General features: G+C 54.3%; 16 protein-coding genes. 7 read left to right on the top strand and 9 right to left on the bottom strand.

What is annotated here, in order from left to right; genetic code table 11:
- Nucleotides 1-5: 5 nt before the first annotated feature.
- The 6 genes from BJ885_RS10325 to BJ885_RS23295 form a co-directional block, all read right to left on the bottom strand.
- Nucleotides 6-1,712 carry an OmpA family protein gene (locus tag BJ885_RS10325; RefSeq protein WP_121931872.1) on the bottom strand — a complete coding sequence of 569 codons (1,707 nt, stop codon included), beginning with the start codon at nucleotides 1,710-1,712 and terminating at the stop codon, nucleotides 6-8.
- On the bottom strand, nucleotides 1,709-2,398 hold the full coding sequence (gene tssL / locus BJ885_RS10320; RefSeq protein WP_121931871.1) for a type VI secretion system protein TssL, short form: 690 nt from the start codon (nucleotides 2,396-2,398) through the stop codon (nucleotides 1,709-1,711). Before tssL ends, BJ885_RS10325 begins: the two co-directional genes overlap by 4 nt.
- On the bottom strand, nucleotides 2,395-3,738 hold the full coding sequence (tssK, locus tag BJ885_RS10315; RefSeq protein WP_183128630.1) for a type VI secretion system baseplate subunit TssK: 1,344 nt from the start codon (nucleotides 3,736-3,738) through the stop codon (nucleotides 2,395-2,397). Before tssK ends, tssL begins: the two co-directional genes overlap by 4 nt.
- Before the next feature lie 14 nt (nucleotides 3,739-3,752).
- The gene (gene tssC, locus BJ885_RS10310; RefSeq protein WP_029741365.1) at nucleotides 3,753-5,297 is read right to left on the bottom strand and encodes a type VI secretion system contractile sheath large subunit; all 1,545 of its coding nucleotides are present in this window, start codon (nucleotides 5,295-5,297) and stop codon (nucleotides 3,753-3,755) included.
- Nucleotides 5,298-5,329: 32 nt separating this feature from the next.
- A complete protein-coding gene (tssB, locus tag BJ885_RS10305; protein ID WP_121931869.1) occupies nucleotides 5,330-5,827 on the bottom strand; it encodes a type VI secretion system contractile sheath small subunit in 498 nt (165 codons plus the stop codon).
- A gap of 633 nt (nucleotides 5,828-6,460) precedes the next feature.
- A complete protein-coding gene (locus BJ885_RS23295) occupies nucleotides 6,461-6,598 on the bottom strand; it encodes a hypothetical protein (RefSeq protein WP_162791110.1) in 138 nt (45 codons plus the stop codon).
- 12 nt (nucleotides 6,599-6,610) lie between these two features.
- Here BJ885_RS23295 and lpxP point away from each other — a divergent pair, with 12 nt between their 5' ends.
- Nucleotides 6,611-7,531, top strand: coding sequence for a kdo(2)-lipid IV(A) palmitoleoyltransferase (lpxP, locus tag BJ885_RS10300; protein ID WP_029741363.1), 921 nt, complete (start codon nucleotides 6,611-6,613; stop codon nucleotides 7,529-7,531).
- Between the two features lie 358 nt (nucleotides 7,532-7,889).
- Entirely contained in the window at nucleotides 7,890-7,961 is a 72-nt protein-coding gene (gene ypdK, locus BJ885_RS10295) for a membrane protein YpdK (protein ID WP_099458937.1), read from the top strand.
- 52 nt (nucleotides 7,962-8,013) lie between these two features.
- Here the strand turns inward: ypdK and alaC are convergent, their stop codons facing one another.
- Nucleotides 8,014-9,252, bottom strand: a complete 1,239-nt coding sequence (alaC, locus tag BJ885_RS10290; protein ID WP_023308710.1) for an alanine transaminase — start codon at nucleotides 9,250-9,252, stop codon at nucleotides 8,014-8,016.
- 387 nt (nucleotides 9,253-9,639) lie between these two features.
- Here alaC and BJ885_RS10285 point away from each other — a divergent pair, with 387 nt between their 5' ends.
- Nucleotides 9,640-11,346, top strand: a complete 1,707-nt coding sequence (locus BJ885_RS10285) for a sensor histidine kinase (protein WP_023308711.1) — start codon at nucleotides 9,640-9,642, stop codon at nucleotides 11,344-11,346.
- A gap of 3 nt (nucleotides 11,347-11,349) precedes the next feature.
- A complete protein-coding gene (locus BJ885_RS10280) occupies nucleotides 11,350-12,081 on the top strand; it encodes a LytTR family DNA-binding domain-containing protein (protein WP_121931868.1) in 732 nt (243 codons plus the stop codon).
- Nucleotides 12,082-12,116: 35 nt separating this feature from the next.
- Here the strand turns inward: BJ885_RS10280 and glk are convergent, their stop codons facing one another.
- Nucleotides 12,117-13,082, bottom strand: coding sequence for a glucokinase (glk, locus tag BJ885_RS10275; RefSeq protein WP_023308713.1), 966 nt, complete (start codon nucleotides 13,080-13,082; stop codon nucleotides 12,117-12,119).
- Nucleotides 13,083-13,287: 205 nt separating this feature from the next.
- Between glk and BJ885_RS10270 the strand changes: the two genes are divergently transcribed.
- Complete coding sequence (locus BJ885_RS10270) at nucleotides 13,288-14,523, top strand: ion channel protein (RefSeq protein ID WP_121931867.1); 1,236 nt, start codon at nucleotides 13,288-13,290, stop codon at nucleotides 14,521-14,523.
- On the opposite strand, the gene ipdC is transcribed toward BJ885_RS10270, so the two are convergent.
- Nucleotides 14,524-16,182, bottom strand: a complete 1,659-nt coding sequence (ipdC, locus tag BJ885_RS10265; RefSeq protein ID WP_047647143.1) for an indolepyruvate decarboxylase — start codon at nucleotides 16,180-16,182, stop codon at nucleotides 14,524-14,526.
- A 185-nt stretch (nucleotides 16,183-16,367) separates the two neighbouring features.
- On the opposite strand from ipdC, the gene mgrA reads away from it, so the two are divergent.
- Both mgrA and BJ885_RS10255 read left to right on the top strand, forming a co-directional pair.
- Entirely contained in the window at nucleotides 16,368-17,366 is a 999-nt protein-coding gene (gene mgrA / locus BJ885_RS10260; protein ID WP_121931866.1) for an L-glyceraldehyde 3-phosphate reductase, read from the top strand.
- A 127-nt stretch (nucleotides 17,367-17,493) separates the two neighbouring features.
- Complete coding sequence (locus BJ885_RS10255) at nucleotides 17,494-17,850, top strand: DUF2502 domain-containing protein (protein ID WP_121931865.1); 357 nt, start codon at nucleotides 17,494-17,496, stop codon at nucleotides 17,848-17,850.
- The last annotated feature ends 27 nt before the right edge of the window (nucleotides 17,851-17,877 follow it).

Below are 17,877 nucleotides of genomic sequence, written 5' to 3'. Positions count from 1 at the left end.
GTTAATTACTCCGTTTTATTTTCTGAGACGCCATCATCCTCCGATGGCGCCGGGTGTTTGCCGGGTATCTGACAGGCACTTGCCTGCGGTACCAGACTGATTTCGACACGGCGGTTAAGCGCACGCCCTTCCGGGGTGTCGTTGGTTGCGACAGGGCGGCTTTCGCCATAGCCCTGCACCGCAAAACAGCTTTCCGGCACGTCTCCGGTATCACGCATCCAGCTGCGCACCGCTTCGGCACGTTTCAGAGACAACGTCTGGTTTAGTTGCGGATTGCCGGTGTTATCGGTATGGCCGGACACGACAATCAGCCAGCCCGGTTTCGCCTTCACGCCGACCAGAGAATTCACCAGCATTTTGGTGGAGCCGGCTTTAAGCGCAGATTTGCCCGAATCGAAAAGCGACATGCTGTCGAGCCTCACAATTTTCGGCACCGGTTTTGGGGTTGGCTGCGGTTTAGGAGGCGGCGGCACATACGAGCGGATCGCTTCCAGAAGGGGCATACGTAGACGTTCCCCCTGATAAAGCCCCAAACCCAGTCGGGCCGGTACGCCGTTACGTGCATAGTCATCCAGCAGCGCCGCATTCTCACGAAGGGCCGCTACGGCGCTAGCCTTCGGGCCGTAGTCATCCATGGAGAGGCTGTCATAACGGCCTATATCGAAGCTCACGCGATGCAACAGCTGGCGATTGTTCCAGCCACTGCTGAGCAGCGCGGCGATGGCCGCCAGGGTGAAAAGACCAAGGACACAGCGCCAGATGCGGGCACGGGGAGTGAGTCCACTTCCCTCCGGTAGCAGCGGCAGGATGAAATCCGGTAAGGGTGAGATCACCGTACTGTCCGTCCCTACCGGTTGCCAGCCAGCCACCTGCTGCATGGCAGTATGACGCGATAACCACGCCGTCCAGGCTGAAGATGCAAGACTTCCGGCAAGAATCGGCCCCATTCCCCACAGCTGCGCTGCAGGTGCAATGGTCGGAACATCAGGATTATCATCGATGAATACCGCCTGGACATGCTGATGGAACCAGCTCATCAGGCTGTTCATCAGCACCTGCTGCTCCATCACAGGCGCACCGCCAGTTGAGACCCACGCGGCAATTGAACAAGGCGCATTCGACTCACGCCAGACAGTCCACCCTTCACCCGGAATAGCAGCCTGCCAGAGCATGTCATCCGTCATCGCGCTGCCGATCTGACCATTCAAAATCAATGGCACAGAATGTCCCGTTTCTTTACGCAGCTGGCTGATTTGCCAGCGCAGAGCCAGCAGACGACTTGTCAGGGCTTCGCTGTCGACGTGTTTCTGCGGGCAGACACTGACCATCACCGACAGCTGACGCCCCCAGTCCGGGCGCTGCCACAGAATCTGACGGGCTAGCTGCTCCAGATCCTGATGTTCCTCAACGCGGATCCAGCATCCCTGCGTGACGATGAGTACTGATGACTGCTGCGGCCAGGTCAGCGGCAGATCGCCACAAACCAGCACCACGGGTTGACGGTAAGAGGATTCAGGAAGGTCATCCAGACGCAGGGTGACATCATGCTCTCCACGAGGTCTGGTGATATACCAGAACACTAAGATGACCCCAAGCATCGCCAGCAGAACAAGCACTGAAGCCAGCCGGGATACCGGCAGAAAGCCCAGGCAGACCACTGCACTAAGCAGAACGGCCCACAGCGCAAGCCCGCGCTGTTGTGCAGGACTCATTTTATAGCTCCCGGCAGCAGGGTCAGCAGCATCTGATCGAGCCAACGATCCAGTCCCCACCAGAGTGCGGCAAGAACAATCACGCTTAGTCCAATACGTGCAGGCCATGATGCGAGCCATCCGCCCATTCCCCATCCGGCACGGCTTTCTGCCAGAACAGGGTGGGTCTGAGGAAAGCTGAACGGCGCGACATGTTCACTGAGTGCGCTGACCAGCTTCTGGCGTTCAGGATCATTCAGCGAGCGGAAACTTCCCATAAATCCGAGCATCATTACCCGCTGGAAGCAGGTCAGTACGGCATTGTCTGGCGCAGGTTCACGCAGGACATCACGCATCCTGTCACACAGGGTGTCGCCGGCGTCCATCGTGCCGAGGAAGTGTCCCTGCAGGGGAATGTCATACCACTGCACACAGGCGTCATCCTCCACACCGCGCCCTTTGACCGCTTCGTCAAGTAATGCACACTGTGCAGTGAGGATATGCTCACAGCTGGCTTCGTCGAGTTCACTCGCTTTCAGTTCGCGCTGAACGCGCTCCACGTCAGCGACGCAACGCTCCCACAAAACCCGACCTTTACCTTCCTGAAACTGCGGTCCATGACGAAGGCTAATGACCTGCAGCCAGGTATTCTGCAGCAGTGCGTCAATATCAACAGATACGGCGGCGCCGTGTTTACGTTCACTCATGTTCTCAGTACCGCAAAGAGTTCAAGTTCAGGCTCGCCCAGCATGCCCGGGACGTAAAACATACACGTCCCACTCTGGAGCATCTCAGTCGCCAGAGGATGGGAGAGATCGAGACTGAAATATTGATTTTCCAGGCGCAGCGGAATGGCGGCTGGTACATGGCGCAATGGCATCAACGGCACGCCCACGCGGGAAGAGTTGACGATCCCCCGCACATGGTCAGGACTGCCCACCTTACACTGACGCGGGAACTGTTCCTGCAGTTGCGCTACTGGGATCGGCGAGCGCACAGAAAGATAGTAATCAGCCCCTTCGCGCAGACGCGGGTCATGGAGTCGAGCCTGCCAGAAGTGCAGTCGTGGGTCATAGTCGAGTGACAGGGCCACCACGCGGGACGGCAAGCTGGCTTCAAGCAAATCGCCAAGCAAATCAAACAGTGGCGGAAACACCATATTGAGTTGCTCGTGGTGCCAGATCGGTATAGCGCTCACCTGATGTTCCAGAGAGAAGGTCAGCAGGCTCCCTGCCAGGCGAGAAAGTTCCGGATACAGACGCTCCGGCGGGCTTTGCAGGTTACGCTGGAACTGGCCAAGCACGGGCTCAGCGCTGTTCAGCGCGTTGAGCAGCCAGAACAGTGATACATCGGCCACGGCGAAGTCTGCCATTCGCTCATTGCTTTCACGCCGCATCGCCATCAGACGGCACAGACGAGCCCGCAGTTGGGCCATGAGTTGTTCAAGCTGAGTAACCAGCCAACGGCTGCCCTGGAGAGTCAACAGTGGAGGAAGAAACGTCTCGTCTAATTGCCATGTACCCTGCGAGTCTTGCTGAAGTCGGGCGACCGGACAAATCAGGTAATCGCTGTTGTTCTGATGCGCAAAACGCAGGGTCAGTTCGGGCTGCATTACGGCAATCTGACGGGTGTCATCTCCATAGGCATTGCGCACATCCCGCCAACGCTGACGATATCGCACCGGACGCTCGGCCACTTCTTCGGGTTTCAGGCAGTTGCCGCCGTTTGACCGCAGCAGCGGGAGTGCCAGTACCACCGTCACCTCCTGCGATTCGCGTTCAAGCGAAAGGACCGGTGGCAGGGTATCCGCATTATCTGTATCAATCAGCGTACCGTCCTGAAAACGGACATGCAGATGATGGGCCTGCAGGCGTCCAAGCCTGAGAGCTTCCGGTTCGAAGGTGGCCTTGATAACCCCCCATGGACAGGAGAGGCCCAGTCGGGCAATACATTCGGCAGACCAGGCCGCATACGCGACCTGTTGCTGAAAATGCTGGGGAGAGACCATAATGCCCCTGCCCCATAACGGTTGTTCCGTTTTCATCAGCTTCCTGCCTGTTTTTACGATTTGGCTTTCGGCATCTGGGAAACCAGCGACAGATTTACATCCATGCCTTCCACCTGGAAATGCGGGACGGCGTACAGCTTCACGCGGAAGAAGCCCGGATTGTCTTCGATGTCTTCCACTACCACCTTCGCGTCGCGCAGCGGGTGAGAAGCCTGCAACTCGTCGCCTGGATCGGTCATTTCGGTAACCAGACTGCGGACCCACGTGTTCAGCTCCAGTTCAAGCAGTCGGCGGTCCTTAGTGGTACCAATGTTCTCGCGCTGAATCAGCTTCAGGTAATGGGCGATACGCGACAGCAGGAAGATGTACGGAAGACGGGCGTTGATGCGGCTGTTCGCCGTCGCATCAGCGGTGTCATACAGCGCCGGTTTCTGAGTGGAGTTGGCTGAGAAGAAGCACGCATAGTCGCGGTTTTTGTAGTAGGACAAAGGAATGAAGCCCAGATTCGCGAATTCAAATTCGCGGGTTTCGGGAATCATCACTTCGCTCGGGATTTTTACCTGATTGCCGGTACCGAGATCGTAAAGATGAATAGGCAGGTCCTGAACCGCACCACCAGCCTGCGGGCCGCGGATTTGTACACACCAGCCATTATTGATAAAACTACGCACCATGTTTGAAGCGAAGGCAAACGATGCATTCGTCCACAGGTATTTGTCGTGATCCGGACCTTTGACTTCTTCGACATAGTTGAAGCTGCGAACCGGAACGGTGTCCGGGCCATACGGTAAACGTCCCAATACGCGCGGCATGACCAGGCCGATGTAGCGGGCGTCGTCAGTATCGCGGAACGATTTCCACTTGATATACTCTGCGCGGTCAAAATAGTTACCAATATCTTTAATCGCCGCGACATCTTCCATTGACTCCTTGAGGAAGAATTTCGGGCCTGCTGAGCCGATAAACGGCATATGTGCAGCAGCGGATACTTTGGAGATGTTGCGAAGCAGAGCGACATCCTGCGCTGAAGCATCAAACTCGTAAGCGGAAATCAGAGCCGCAATCGGCTCGCCGCCTGGGGTATCATATTCATCAATGTAGGCGTGTTTATACAGACCACTCTGGATGATTTCCGGGCTGTCTTCAAAGTCCTGGCGCAAATCTTCTTTGGACATACTCAGAAGCTCAATTTTCACGTTCTGGCGAAAATCTGTTTTATCAACCAGTGACTTCACTCCACGCCACAGGCTTTCGACCGCCTGAAACTCGTCATGGTGCATAACCGCGTCCAGCTGGCGGCTGATCTGGTAATCGAGCTCAGCGATGTGATGATCGATCAGGCTTTTATCCAGTTTTTCGACCTTCGCGCCTGCTTTGGTCAGACATTCCAGAAAGACCTGCATACCTGCAGTCAGACGCTCATCAGCGGTCGCATCTGACATCGCCTGCGCATCTTGCCAGAGGTCTAATGCGCTCAACTCGGAGACAGGACTCAGATTGATTTTCTCAAACAGGGAGGCGTAAACCCCACCCGCAGCAGGACGTTCCAGCACCACGCTTTCACTCCCGGCAATATTATTTTGTACAGACATGAGCATTCCTTGATAAATCCGTTAAAACAGCGTGATGGTTACGATTTTCTTGATGCCAGCGCGGATAGTTCATTTCGCAACTCAGCACTAAGCGACTGGTCCAGAACGATTTTTTCCAGCTCTTTTCGGAAAGTCTGGTTATCCAACAAGTTAACCTTCAGATCGCGCAGCAAGTTGCGCATCGCCAACATTGCTTTCAGCTGCGGTATCTGAGCAGCCACCTGCTCTGGCGTGAAATCTTTCATGCTCTGAAAAGTCAGCTGAATAGAGTCCTCACCACCATCCTCAGACAGCGTATTTTTAACGGTTAGATTAAGTTTTGGGGAATATTCAGAAAGAACGCTGTCGAAATTATTTTTCGTGATGTTAACCTTCTCACGATCAGATATTTGAGCAGACTCCTGACCATTACTAAAATCACCCGCAACCAGTAATTTCAACGGTAATTCCATTTTCTTGCTTGCCCCGCCCGTATGCAGGTCAAGCTTCAGGTTTATACGTGCCTTAGGCACCTCATTCTGAAAACTGTCAGCCATTTCATCATCCCTCTGTGTTTTTGCTACGCCAACTTCACGGTATCGTTCTTGATGCGCAATATTAGAATAATGATCGACGTAAAATCAAATATACAGATCATTTATCCGCAATGAGAAATTTCTTAAGGATTTTCCACCAAGACATTATTACGAATTATCCATTCGCCTTAGTAAAAGACACTGCTTTCTTCATGCGAAGCGAATATTTGTATCGTAAAAAGGATCGCAAACAGAGAGATGCTAATAAAACCATCTTGTTTTGATTTATATCACGGCATGATATCAAAAAAAGACGAATGAACAGCGACAGGTTATTGCGATAAGATAAAAGGAAGAGGCTAATGAATAAATATAAGCGACGAATTGATTGATGGCATAAATAATATATAAGAATTTTCACAAAGAAAATTCTTATATATTATTCGAAGGGGAAATAAAACGCATATGCAGGTCCGAAAATAAACACTGCTGCTCTTTTGTCGGCCTACTCCTGCTTACGCAAAGGCTTCAGTTCTCCCCTCAGGCATGAAGGCTGCTCTTACTTCTGGAATTTATACAGTGTAAAATCAAACACCTCCCGAATCGCCGCTTTTTTAATCAAAAACGAGTAATAGCACATATCGTATAACGGTGCTACATTACGCCGCCCGCCCAAATCAGCAGTGGCCAGGCAACGCCGTAAAGTTCGGTAAAGTCTGCAACCATCACCTTGAAGAACGGTCTTATCGGCACGTCGTATCGCAAACTCTGCGCTACCTTTACAGGCTTCACATAGGTTCTACTATTTTGTCTCAATCCAAATTTCAACGTGCGTTTTTACACCCGCGTTACTGGTTTACATGGTTTGGTCTTGGCGTACTCTGGCTGCTGGTTCAACTTCCGTACCCTGTCCTGCGCTTGCTGGGGTCGAAACTGGGCAGCGCTTCCCGCGTTTTCCTGAAACGTCGTGAATCCATCGCGCGTAAAAATATTGAGCTTTGTTTCCCGCAGTACAATGCCGAAGAGCGTGAGAAACTCATCGCTGAAAACTTCAAGTCTATCGGCATGGCGCTGCTTGAAACCGGCATGGCCTGGTTCTGGCCGGATGAGCGTGTCCGCAAATGGTTTGATGTTGAAGGGCTGGATAACCTTAAACGCGCGCAGATGCAAAAACGCGGCGTGATGGTTGTCGGCGTTCACTTTATGTCACTGGAGCTGGGCGGCCGCGTGATGGGGCTTTGCCAGCCAATGATGGCAACCTACAGACCGCACAACAGTGCGCTTATGGAATGGGTGCAGACGCGAGGTCGCATGCGCTCCAATAAGGCGATGATCAGCCGTAATAACCTGCGCGGTATGGTCGGTGCTCTCAAGAAAGGAGAGGCCGTCTGGTTTGCCCCCGATCAGGATTATGGACGTAAAGGCAGCAGCTTTGCGCCTTTCTTTGCGGTGAAAGATGTTGCGACGACTAACGGTACTTTTGTCATTTCACGTCTGTCTGGTGCCTCCATGCTGACCGTGACGATGGTGAGAAAAGCAGATAAGTCAGGTTATCGTCTGCACATCTCCCCTGAAATGGCTAACTATCCGGAAAACGAATGCGAAGCCGCAGCGTTTATCAATAAAGTCATCGAAACTGAAATCATGCGCGCGCCAGAGCAGTATCTGTGGATGCACCGTCGTTTCAAAACCCGCCCTCTTGGCGAAACCTCGCTCTATATTTAACCCTTCATGAAGGTTAGTTTCGCTAAGAAACTAACCTTTTCAATCACCTGTCCTTCCGCTGAGTAAGCATCTTTTCAATGCGTCGCCCAAAGTGAATTTATTGCGAAGCGAAATCAAACTGTCGCCGTTCCACGACACCCGTAAGTAACGGAAATTATTTAAAAAAATCCCTCTTGTCACCCCTCATTTTTAAGCGTACATTAGCGCCGTCTGGCAACAGGAAAGCACAGAATTCTGAGCTGGAGTTGACGGCGTAACGGGAAAATTCTCATTTCCGTTTGGACCGGATTTCAGTTCTCTATAATCAGGTGGACTCTGTTTTTAAATGCGTACCACAAGATACGCGGAGCGATGAAACGTGAAATATTTCTTTATGGGCATTTCGGTGATTGTTTTAGTCTGGGCCGGAACCTTTGCCCTGATGATCTAGTGAAGAACATGCTGTCAAAAAAACAGGAGCCATCGGCTCCTGTTTTTTTATGTCATGACGACGCGGGGTGTTCAGCGACGCTCTTTGAGGTGAGAAGACCGTCGGCCCGGAACATGCTCTTGATGCCCCTCACCGCCTGACGAATACGGTCGCTGTTTTCAATCAGGGCAAAACGCACATGCGTGTCGCCGTAATCACCAAAGCCAATGCCCGGTGACACACACACCTTCGCATCCTGCAGCAGTTTTTTGGCAAACTCCAGCGATCCCATCGCCGCATACGGCTCCGGAATTTTCGCCCAGACGTACATGGACGCTTTCGGCATTTCCACCATCCAGCCCGCTTCATGCAGCCCCTTTACCAGCACGTCGCGGCGGCGCTTATACTGGGCGGCTATCTCGTGAACGCATTGCTGATCGCCTTCCAGGGCAGCGATAGCCGCGACCTGCAGCGGCGTGAAGGTACCGTAGTCGTGATAACTCTTAATGCGCGCCAGGGCACTCACCAGCGTTTTGTTACCCACCATAAAGCCAATACGCCAGCCCGCCATGTTGTAGCTTTTTGACAGGGTGAAGAACTCTACCGCCACATCACGCGCGCCCGGGACCTGCATAATAGACGGGGCTTTCCAGCCGTCATAGACGATATCAGCATAGGCTAAATCGTGAACCACCAGCACGTCATAACGCTTGGCCAGGGCTACCACTTTCTCGAAGAAATCGAGTTCCACGCACTGCGCCGTTGGGTTCGAGGGGAAACCGAGGATCATCATCTTGGGTTTCGGATAGCTTTCGCGAATCGCACGTTCCAGTTCGTTAAAGAAATCGACACCTTCCACCAGGGGCACAGAACGGACCTGCGCACCGGCAATCACCGCGCCATAGATATGGATCGGGTAGCTTGGATTAGGCACCAGAACCGTATCGCCATGATCCAGCGTAGCCAGCATCAGGTGTGCCAGCCCCTCTTTCGAGCCGATGGTGACAATCGCTTCACTTTCCGGATCGATATCAACCTGATAGCGATCCTGATACCAGCGCGAGATCGCGCGACGTAACCTGGGAATGCCGCGAGAGGTTGAGTAGCCGTGCGTATCCGGGCGCTGGGCTACCGTGCAGAGCTTCTCAACGATATGCGGTGGCGTTGGGCCGTCAGGGTTACCCATGCTGAAATCGATAATATCTTCGCCGCGCCGACGCGCAGCCATTTTCAGTTCAGCAGTGATATTGAAAACATAAGGGGGGAGACGATCGATACGCGTAAAACGGCGTTCAGGACTGAATTCAGCCATAGATTCCTCAGATTAACGTTAGCGCCCGGACCGTCCGAGCGACGCTGCCACCGATGTGGCATGTTTAGAAAATAACCTGAAAAAAATCATGCTGTCGAGAGGGAAATGAAAAAAAAGCGATCGTCTGAAAACCGGAACCCGGCTGCGCCTAAAAGCGGAAGCCCCTGTTTCGGGATCGGCTTTCTGGTAGCTGTTATTTAACAGAATGATATCAAGCCAGTTACCTGACGATGCGCCGGTAAGAAAAAAAACAGGACGCCTCGGTCATCGCCAGATAATCCCCTTTCTAAATTATGGTTTTTCCTCATTTGATAAACCTGACGGATAGCTGGTCAATACGCGCCAGGTTTTTTATCATGGTTCTTTCCCGTTTTCCCAGGTCTACTCGTGCACGAAATATTCACTATGCTGCTGGCGGTTTTTGACCGCGCGGCATTAATGCTGATTTGCCTGTTCTTCCTCATTCGCATTCGCCTGTTTCGCGAGCTGTTGCACAAATCAGCCCACTCGCCAAAAGAGCTGCTGGCCGTTACCGCCATTTTTTCGCTGTTCGCCCTGTTCAGCACCTGGTCCGGCGTGCCGGTAGAAGGTTCGCTGGTTAACGTGCGCATTATCGCCGTCATGTCCGGCGGGATTCTGTTTGGTCCGTGGGTGGGCGTCATCACCGGCCTGATTGCCGGGACGCACCGCTACCTGATTGATATCGGTGGCGTAACGGCGGTGCCGTGCTTTATCACCAGCATTATCGCCGGGGTGCTTTCCGGCTGGATCAGCCGCAAAATCCCGAAAAAACAGCGCTGGCGCGCCGGGATCGTCGCAGGCATGGTGTGCGAAACGCTGACCATGATCCTGGTCGTCGTCTGGGCCCCCACCACCGCGCTGGGGCTGGATATCGTTTCGAAAATCGGTATTCCGATGATCCTGGGCAGCGTGTGCATCGGCTTTATCGTGCTGCTGGTGCAAAGCGTTGAAGGGGAAAAAGAGGCCAGCGCCGCCCGTCAGGCCAAGCTGGCGCTGGATATCGCCAACAAAACGCTGCCGCTCTTCCGCCACGTTAACGCGGAATCGTTGCGTCAGGTCTGCGAAATTATCCGCCACGACATCCACGCTGACGCCGTCGCCATCACCAATATTGACCACGTGCTGGCCTACGTTGGCGTCGGGGAGCACAACTATCGCGACAACGATGACACCATAAGCCCGACCACCAGACAGGCGATTAACTACGGTAAAATCATTATTAAAAACAATGATGAAGCCCACCGAACGCCGGAAATCCACTCGATGCTGGTGATCCCGCTGTGGGAGAAAGGCGTCGTGACGGGCACGCTGAAAATTTATTACTGCCACGCGCATCAGATCACCTCGACGCTGCAGGAGATGGCCATCGGCCTGTCGCAGATTATCTCCACCCAGCTTGAGGTTTCGCGGGCGGAACAGCTGCGCGAGATGGCAAATAAGGCTGAACTGCGCGCGCTGCAGAGTAAAATTAATCCCCATTTCCTGTTTAACGCTCTGAACGCTATCTCCTCGTCCATTCGCCTTAATCCGGACACCGCGCGCCAGCTGATTTTTAACCTGTCGCGCTATCTGCGCTACAACATTGAGCTGAAAGATGACGAGCAGATCGACATCAAAAAAGAGCTTTATCAGATCAAGGACTACATTGCGATTGAGCAGGCCCGCTTTGGCGACAAGCTCACGGTCATTTACGATATTGATGAAGAGGTCAACTGCGTGATCCCGAGCCTTCTTATCCAGCCGCTGGTCGAAAACGCGATTGTTCACGGTATTCAGCCCTGTAAAGGCAAAGGCGTCGTCACCATCAGCGTCACCGAAAGCGGCAACCGGGTGCGGATTGCCGTTCGCGATACCGGCCACGGCATTGATCCAAAAGTCATTGAGCGCGTGGAGTCTAACGAGATGCCGGGGAATAAAATCGGTCTGCTGAACGTGCACCACCGGGTCAAGCTGCTTTACGGCGACGGGCTGCATATTCAACGTCTTGAGCCGGGTACCGAAATTGCTTTTTACGTCCCGAATGAGCGCTCGCGCGCGCATACGACGACATCACTATTGCCCCAGGTGGAGTAACCCATGAAAGTTATCATCGTAGAAGATGAATTCTTGGCTCAACAGGAGCTCACCTGGCTTATCAAAACCCACAGCCAGATGGAGATTGTGGGTACATTTGATGATGGTCTGGACGTGCTGAAATTTTTGCAGCATAACCGGGTCGATGCGATTTTCCTGGATATCAATATCCCGTCGCTGGATGGCGTATTGCTGGCGCAAAACATCAATCAGTTTGCCCATAAGCCGTTTATTGTGTTCGTTACCGCCTGGAAAGAGCACGCCGTAGAGGCCTTCGAGCTGGAGGCGTTTGACTATATTCTTAAGCCTTATCAGGAGTCGCGGATTGTCAGCATGCTGCAAAAGCTGGAGGCCGCCTGGCAGCAGCAAACCGCTCCCGCTAGCGCCTCCCCAACGGTACGCGAAAACGACACCATAAATCTGGTCAAAGACGAGCGCATCATCGTGACCCCGGTCAACGATATCTACTACGCCGAAGCGCACGAAAAGATGACGTTTGTCTATACCCGACGGGAATCGTACGTGATGGCGATGAACATTACCGAATTCTGCAGCAAGCTCCCGGCTGCCCACTTTTTCCGCTGCCACCGGTCGTTTTGCGTGAATTTAAATAAGATCCGCGAGATCGAACCGTGGTTTAACAACACCTACATTTTGCGTCTGAAGGATCTGGATTTTCAGGTGCCGGTAAGCCGCAGCAAGGTGAAAGAGTTTCGTCAGCTGATGCACCTGTAAAGAAAGCGCCCTCTCCCGCCGGAGAGGGCTCTGCGTCAGAGGATTTGACCGAGAACCTGACGCAGATGGGCCCCGGAACCCAGCAGTCCTGGATTGTCATGCACGATCAGATAAACCGGAATGTCCTGCACGTAGCTTCTGAAACGCCCTTTATCTTCAAACCCGCCGCGGAAGCCCGAGGCTTTAAAAAAGTCGAGGAAGCGCGGTACGATCCCGCCCGCAATATAGACCCCACCGAAGGTGCCCAGCGTCAGCGCCAGGTTGCCGCCGAAACGTCCCATGATCACGCAAAACAGCGACAGGGCACGACGGCAGTCAATGCAGCTGTCCGCCAGCGCGCGTTCGGTGACGTCTTTTGGCTGCAGGTTTTCCGGCAGACGCCCGTCTGATTTCACAATCGCGCGGTACAGATTCACCAGTCCCGGACCTGAAAGAACGCGCTCGGCGGAGACGTGGCCGATCTCAGCGCGTAACTCTTCTAGGATAATGCCCTCTTCTTCGCTGTTAGGCGCAAAGTCTACGTGGCCGCCTTCACCCGGCAGGCTTACCCAGCGCTGAGCAACATGCACCAGATGCGACACGCCCAGGCCGGTACCGGCCCCGTAAACCGCAATCGGCTTGCCTTCGACCGGTTCAGCGCCGCCAAACTGGATCAGATGCTCTGGCTTCAGCATCGGGATCGCCATAGACACCGCGGTGAAGTCATTGATGATTTCAAGGTGCGAAAAACCGAGGTTTTTTTTCATCTCGGCGATGGAGAATGCCCAGGTATGGTTGGTCATTGCGACCCAGTCGCCGGTTATCGGGCAGGCTATCGCGATGCAGCCGTCTTCAACGCTCACCTGATGCTCTTCCAGATAGACGCGGACAACGGCTTCAAGGCTTGGATAATCCAGCCCGGAATAGGTTTTCGCCCGGGAAATCTCACCGCTACTAACATCGCACAATGCGAGGCGCGCGTTCGTGCCGCCCACATCACCTACCAAAGCATACTTTGTCATTCTTCTACTGCTCCGCTAAAGTCAGAATAAATCTTTGGGACACTGTAAATTCAAGGCGTGATAACAACAACGGCCATAAGGTGAATGCCCATGGATTATCGATCTTCGTCACAGAATAACTTTACCGTTTCAGCACCTTTTGCACTATTGCCATAAAGCTTAATGTGCAAAGTAACGTAATACCGTTTTGTACAAGGAAATCATCATGCTCCACCCGCGAGCCAGAACCATGCTGTTGCTGGCAACTCCGGCGCTAATTATTGGCGTGGCCTCAAGTCTGGTGCTCATTGTCGTGATGAAAGTCGCGTCGGTGCTGCAAGCCATGTTATGGACGGCGCTTCCGACAAAACTGGGGGTCAGCGCTGATTCTCCTGCCTGGATCATTGTGATGCTGACGTTGACCGGTATTGCGGTAGGCCTGGTGATCCGTTTCAGTCCCGGCCATGCCGGCCCCGATCCGGCGCAGGAACCGCTGATTGGCGCCCCGGTTCCCCCTTCGGCACTGCCCGGGCTGCTCATTGCGTTGATTATCGGTCTGGCCGGCGGCGTCAGCCTGGGGCCGGAGCATCCGATAATGGCGGTGAATATTGGCCTGGCGGTTTTCCTCGGTTCACGCATTTTGCCCCGCGTCGGCGCGCTGGACTGGACCATCCTCGCCTCCGCAGGCACCATCGGGGCGCTTTTCGGCACGCCCGTCGCTGCCGCACTGATCTTTTCTCAGACGCTCAGCAGCAATAACGACGTCCCGCTGTGGGATAAGCTGTTTGCCCCGCTGATGGCAGCAGCCGCTGGCGCGCTGACGACCAGCCTGTTTTTCCATCCCCACTTCTCACTCTCCCTCCCCCACTACGGCCAAATGCAGATAGCCGATATTTTCAGCGGTGCCATCGTCGTCGCGATCGCCATCGCGCTGGGAATGGTGGCGGTATGGTGTCTTCCTCGCCTGCACCGGCTGATGCATAAACTTAAACACCCGGTGTTAGTTCTGGGGGCTGGTGGTTTGATCCTAGGTATTTTAGGAGCAATCGGCGGGACGGTGACGTTGTTCAAAGGTCTGGACGAGATGCAGCAGCTGGCCTTCAGCCAGGTGTTTAGCGTCTCCGACTATCTGCTGTTTGCCTTGATTAAGCTGGCCGCGCTGGTGGTGGCTGCAGCCTGCGGTTTCCGCGGAGGACGCATTTTCCCGGTGGTCTTTGTCGGCGTAGCGCTGGGGCTGATGCTGCACGAACACGTCGATGCGGTGCCTGCGGCCATTACCGTCTCCTGCTCTATTCTGGGGCTGGTTCTGGTGGTCACACGCGACGCCTGGCTCAGCCTGTTTATGGCGGCGGTAGTGGTACCCGATTCGACGCTTTTCCCCCTGCTCTGTATCGTGATGTTGCCCGCCTGGCTCCTGCTGGCGGGCAAACCGATGATGATGGCCTGGCGAAACGACAAGTAATCAGGCGCTATTGCGCGCTTCCAGCGCTTTAGTAATCGCCCCCAGCAGCGGCGGGATATCGGCCTTCGGCAGCATCACCTCAATCAGCGAGAGCCGCTCGTGGTGCGCCACTTTCTCAAGGACATCCGCCAGCTGCTCCGCTTCACTGACCCGCCAGCACTGGGCCTGAGGATCAAGGCTCAGGGCCTGCGGGATTTGCGTCCAGTTCCATAGCGCAATATCGTTATATCGCTGTTCCGGCCCGTGGATCGCTCTTTCCACCGTGTACCCTTCGTTGTTAAGGACCAGAATGATCGGGTGTTGTTTATCCCGCAGCATCGAGCCAAGCTCCTGTATGGTGAGCTGCGCCGCGCCATCCCCCGTCAGCACAATCACGCGCCGGTTTGGGCAGGCGGTTTGCGCGCCAAACGCTGCGGCCAGGGTGTAGCCGATTGATCCCCACAGCGGCTGGACGATAAAATTCACATCAGCCGGAAGACGAAGGTCGATCGCCCCGAAGGCCGAGGTGCCCTGATCCGCAAGGATGATGTCTCCCGGGCGGATAAACGTCTGCAACGTTTTCCAGAAATTGTCCTGCGTCAGCGAGCCATCAGGCTGCGGATATGCCATCGCGCTTTGAGACGACGGTACCGGCGTATCGTGCACGTGCTGTTTACACAGCTCCACCAGCGTTTCGATCGCCTGAAGCATGGGGATGCCGGTAAACCAGACGTCACCGACGCGTGAGGCATGAGGCTGAACTTCAATTGTTTGTGACGGGGTTAGCTGATGCGTGAAGCCGGCGGTCAGGGTATCGGTAAATCGCGTCCCGATGCACAGTACCGTGTCTGCCCCTTCAATCGCCTCTTTAACGGCACCGGCGCTTGCCGAACCGCTATACGTGCCGTAAAACCCGGCGTGACGCTCGTCAAATATCCCTTTACCCATCAGCATAGTGGCGTGTGCCATCGGCACGTCCTTGACCCATTTCTGTAGGGCATGCTTCAGGCCATGGCGCAGGACAAGGAAATCGGCCAGCAGCGCCGTACGCTTGCTCATGGCCAGCCTGTTCTCAGCGGCGTCCCGGAACGCTTTCAGGCAGGCGCTATCGGCATGCGTGTGCCTGAAAGTGAGAGCGTTTACAGGAGGCGTGGCGGCTTTTTTTGCCACATCCGCAGGCAACATTAGATAGCCGGGACGACGCTCCCGGAGCATGGTAGTTAATACCCGGTCAATCTCGTAACAGGCGTTTTGTTCAGTCAGGATCGCCTGTGCAACGGTGATCGGTTCGCTCATATGGTAAAAATGACGAAACTCACCGTCGCCCAGCGTATGGTGCAGCAACTCTCCTCTTTGCTGTGACGCCGTACCCGGCGCGCCTACAATATGCAGTACCGGAACGTGCTCGGCGTAGCTGCCCGCGATGCCGTTCATGGCGCTTAACTCTCCTACACCAAATGTCGTCAGTAGCGCGGCAAAGCCCTTACATCGGGCGTATCCGTCCGCGGCATAGGAGGCGTTTAATTCGTTGGCACAGCCCACCCAACAGATATCCGGGCTGTCTATCACATGGTCGAGAAACTGCAGGTTATAGTCGCCCGGCACGCCAAACAGATGATCGGCTCCACAATCTGTAAGACGGTCCAGCAGGTAATCGGCGACGCAGTATGGGGTACGCATGAACAGGTATCCTTCTAATGTTGACCTCACCTTGAGTATTAAATAAGCGTGATGACTGTCCAGAATTGGCGATAAGAAGAGCATGGAAAGAATGCTTTACAAAAAAGGCTGCGCTATGCTGCTTTTTTTCACGTTAATGTAAACGCATACACTGATTTTTTTCTTCAGCGCCAGAGGTCATGAGAATGGGTTATCAGCCGGACAAAAATCGTTATCGGACAATGGAGTATCGTCGCTGCGGGCAAAGCGGACTCAGGTTGCCCGCCATCTCGTTTGGGCTGTGGCATAACTTTGGCGACACCACGCTTATCGAAAACAGCCGTCAACTTTTACAGCGCGCGTTCGATCTGGGCATTACGCATTTCGACCTTGCCAACAACTATGGCCCGCCGCCGGGATCGGCCGAACGTAATTTCGGCCGTATTTTGCAGGAGGATTTCCTGCCCTGGCGCGACGAGTTGATCGTCTCTACCAAAGCAGGTTATACCATGTGGGAGGGCCCTTACGGCGACTGGGGGTCACGCAAATATCTGCTGGCAAGCCTCGATCAAAGCCTGAAGCGCATGGGGCTGGAGTATGTGGATATCTTCTATCATCACCGTCCTGACCCACAAACGCCGCTGCTGGAAACCATGAAAGCGCTTGACCATGCGGTGCGCCAGGGAAAAGCTCTGTATGTCGGGTTATCCAACTATCCTGCGGAACTGGCCCGCAAGGCGATTGATATCCTTGACGATCTCGGTACGCCCTGCCTGATCCACCAGCCGAAATACTCCCTTTTTGAACGAGCGCCGGAAGAGGAACTGCTGAACGTGCTGCAGGAAAAAGGGGTCGGCTGCATTCCCTTCTCGCCGCTGGCCGGTGGACAATTGACCAACCGCTATCTCAACGGCATTCCGGCAGACTCACGCGCGGCAAGCGCCAGTCAGTTCCTGAACCCTGACCAGATCACCGAAGAGAAACTGGAGAAGGTAAGAAAGCTAAACGCCATGGCGGAAGAGCGCGGTCAGAAGTTGTCCCAGATGGCGCTGGCCTGGGTATTACGCCATGAGAACGTGACGTCAGTGCTGATTGGGGCAAGTAAAACGGCTCAGATTGATGACGCCGTGGGGATGCTGCAAAACCGCCATTTCTCTGCTGAAGAACTGGTCCGTATTGATACGATCCTGAACAGCTCAAATTAAAATCACTTTTAGCAAAAAGTGCTCTCATTCCGCAATTCGGAGTTGAGGCGATGAAACGAGGCTTTACCAACTCGTAATATTGCGTTAACAGGCCCCACAAGGGCCCCGATCGTGAAGGAGAAAGAGTATGTTCAGGTCACTGATTCTTGCAGCGGTATTACTGGCTTCAGCCCCGCTGATCGCCAATGCGGGCGAAATCACCCTGTTGCCATCAGTAAAATTACAAATTGGCGATCGTGACGACTACGGCAGATACTGGGACGGTGGCTACTGGCGCGACCGTGACTACTGGAACCGTCACTATGAGTGGCGCGGAGACCGCTGGTGGAAACATGATAACGGCAGACACCGCGGCTGGTATAAAGACAACGCGTATGAGCGCGGCTACCGTGAAGGATGGAACGATCGTGACGACCATCGTGGCGGCTGGGATCGCGGCGGAAGAGGACGCGGCGGCCACGGTCATGGCCACGGTCACCATTAATGCAAAAAGGAGCCTCCCGGCTCCTTT

Origin of the sequence: Enterobacter sp. WP_7_1 (genome assembly GCF_003688535.1) — a bacterium.
In the GTDB taxonomy this organism is placed as follows: Bacteria; Pseudomonadota; Gammaproteobacteria; order Enterobacterales; family Enterobacteriaceae; genus Enterobacter; species Enterobacter asburiae.
Note: the sequence above shows the minus strand (reverse complement) of the source record. Positions and strands in the feature narration are given on the sequence as shown.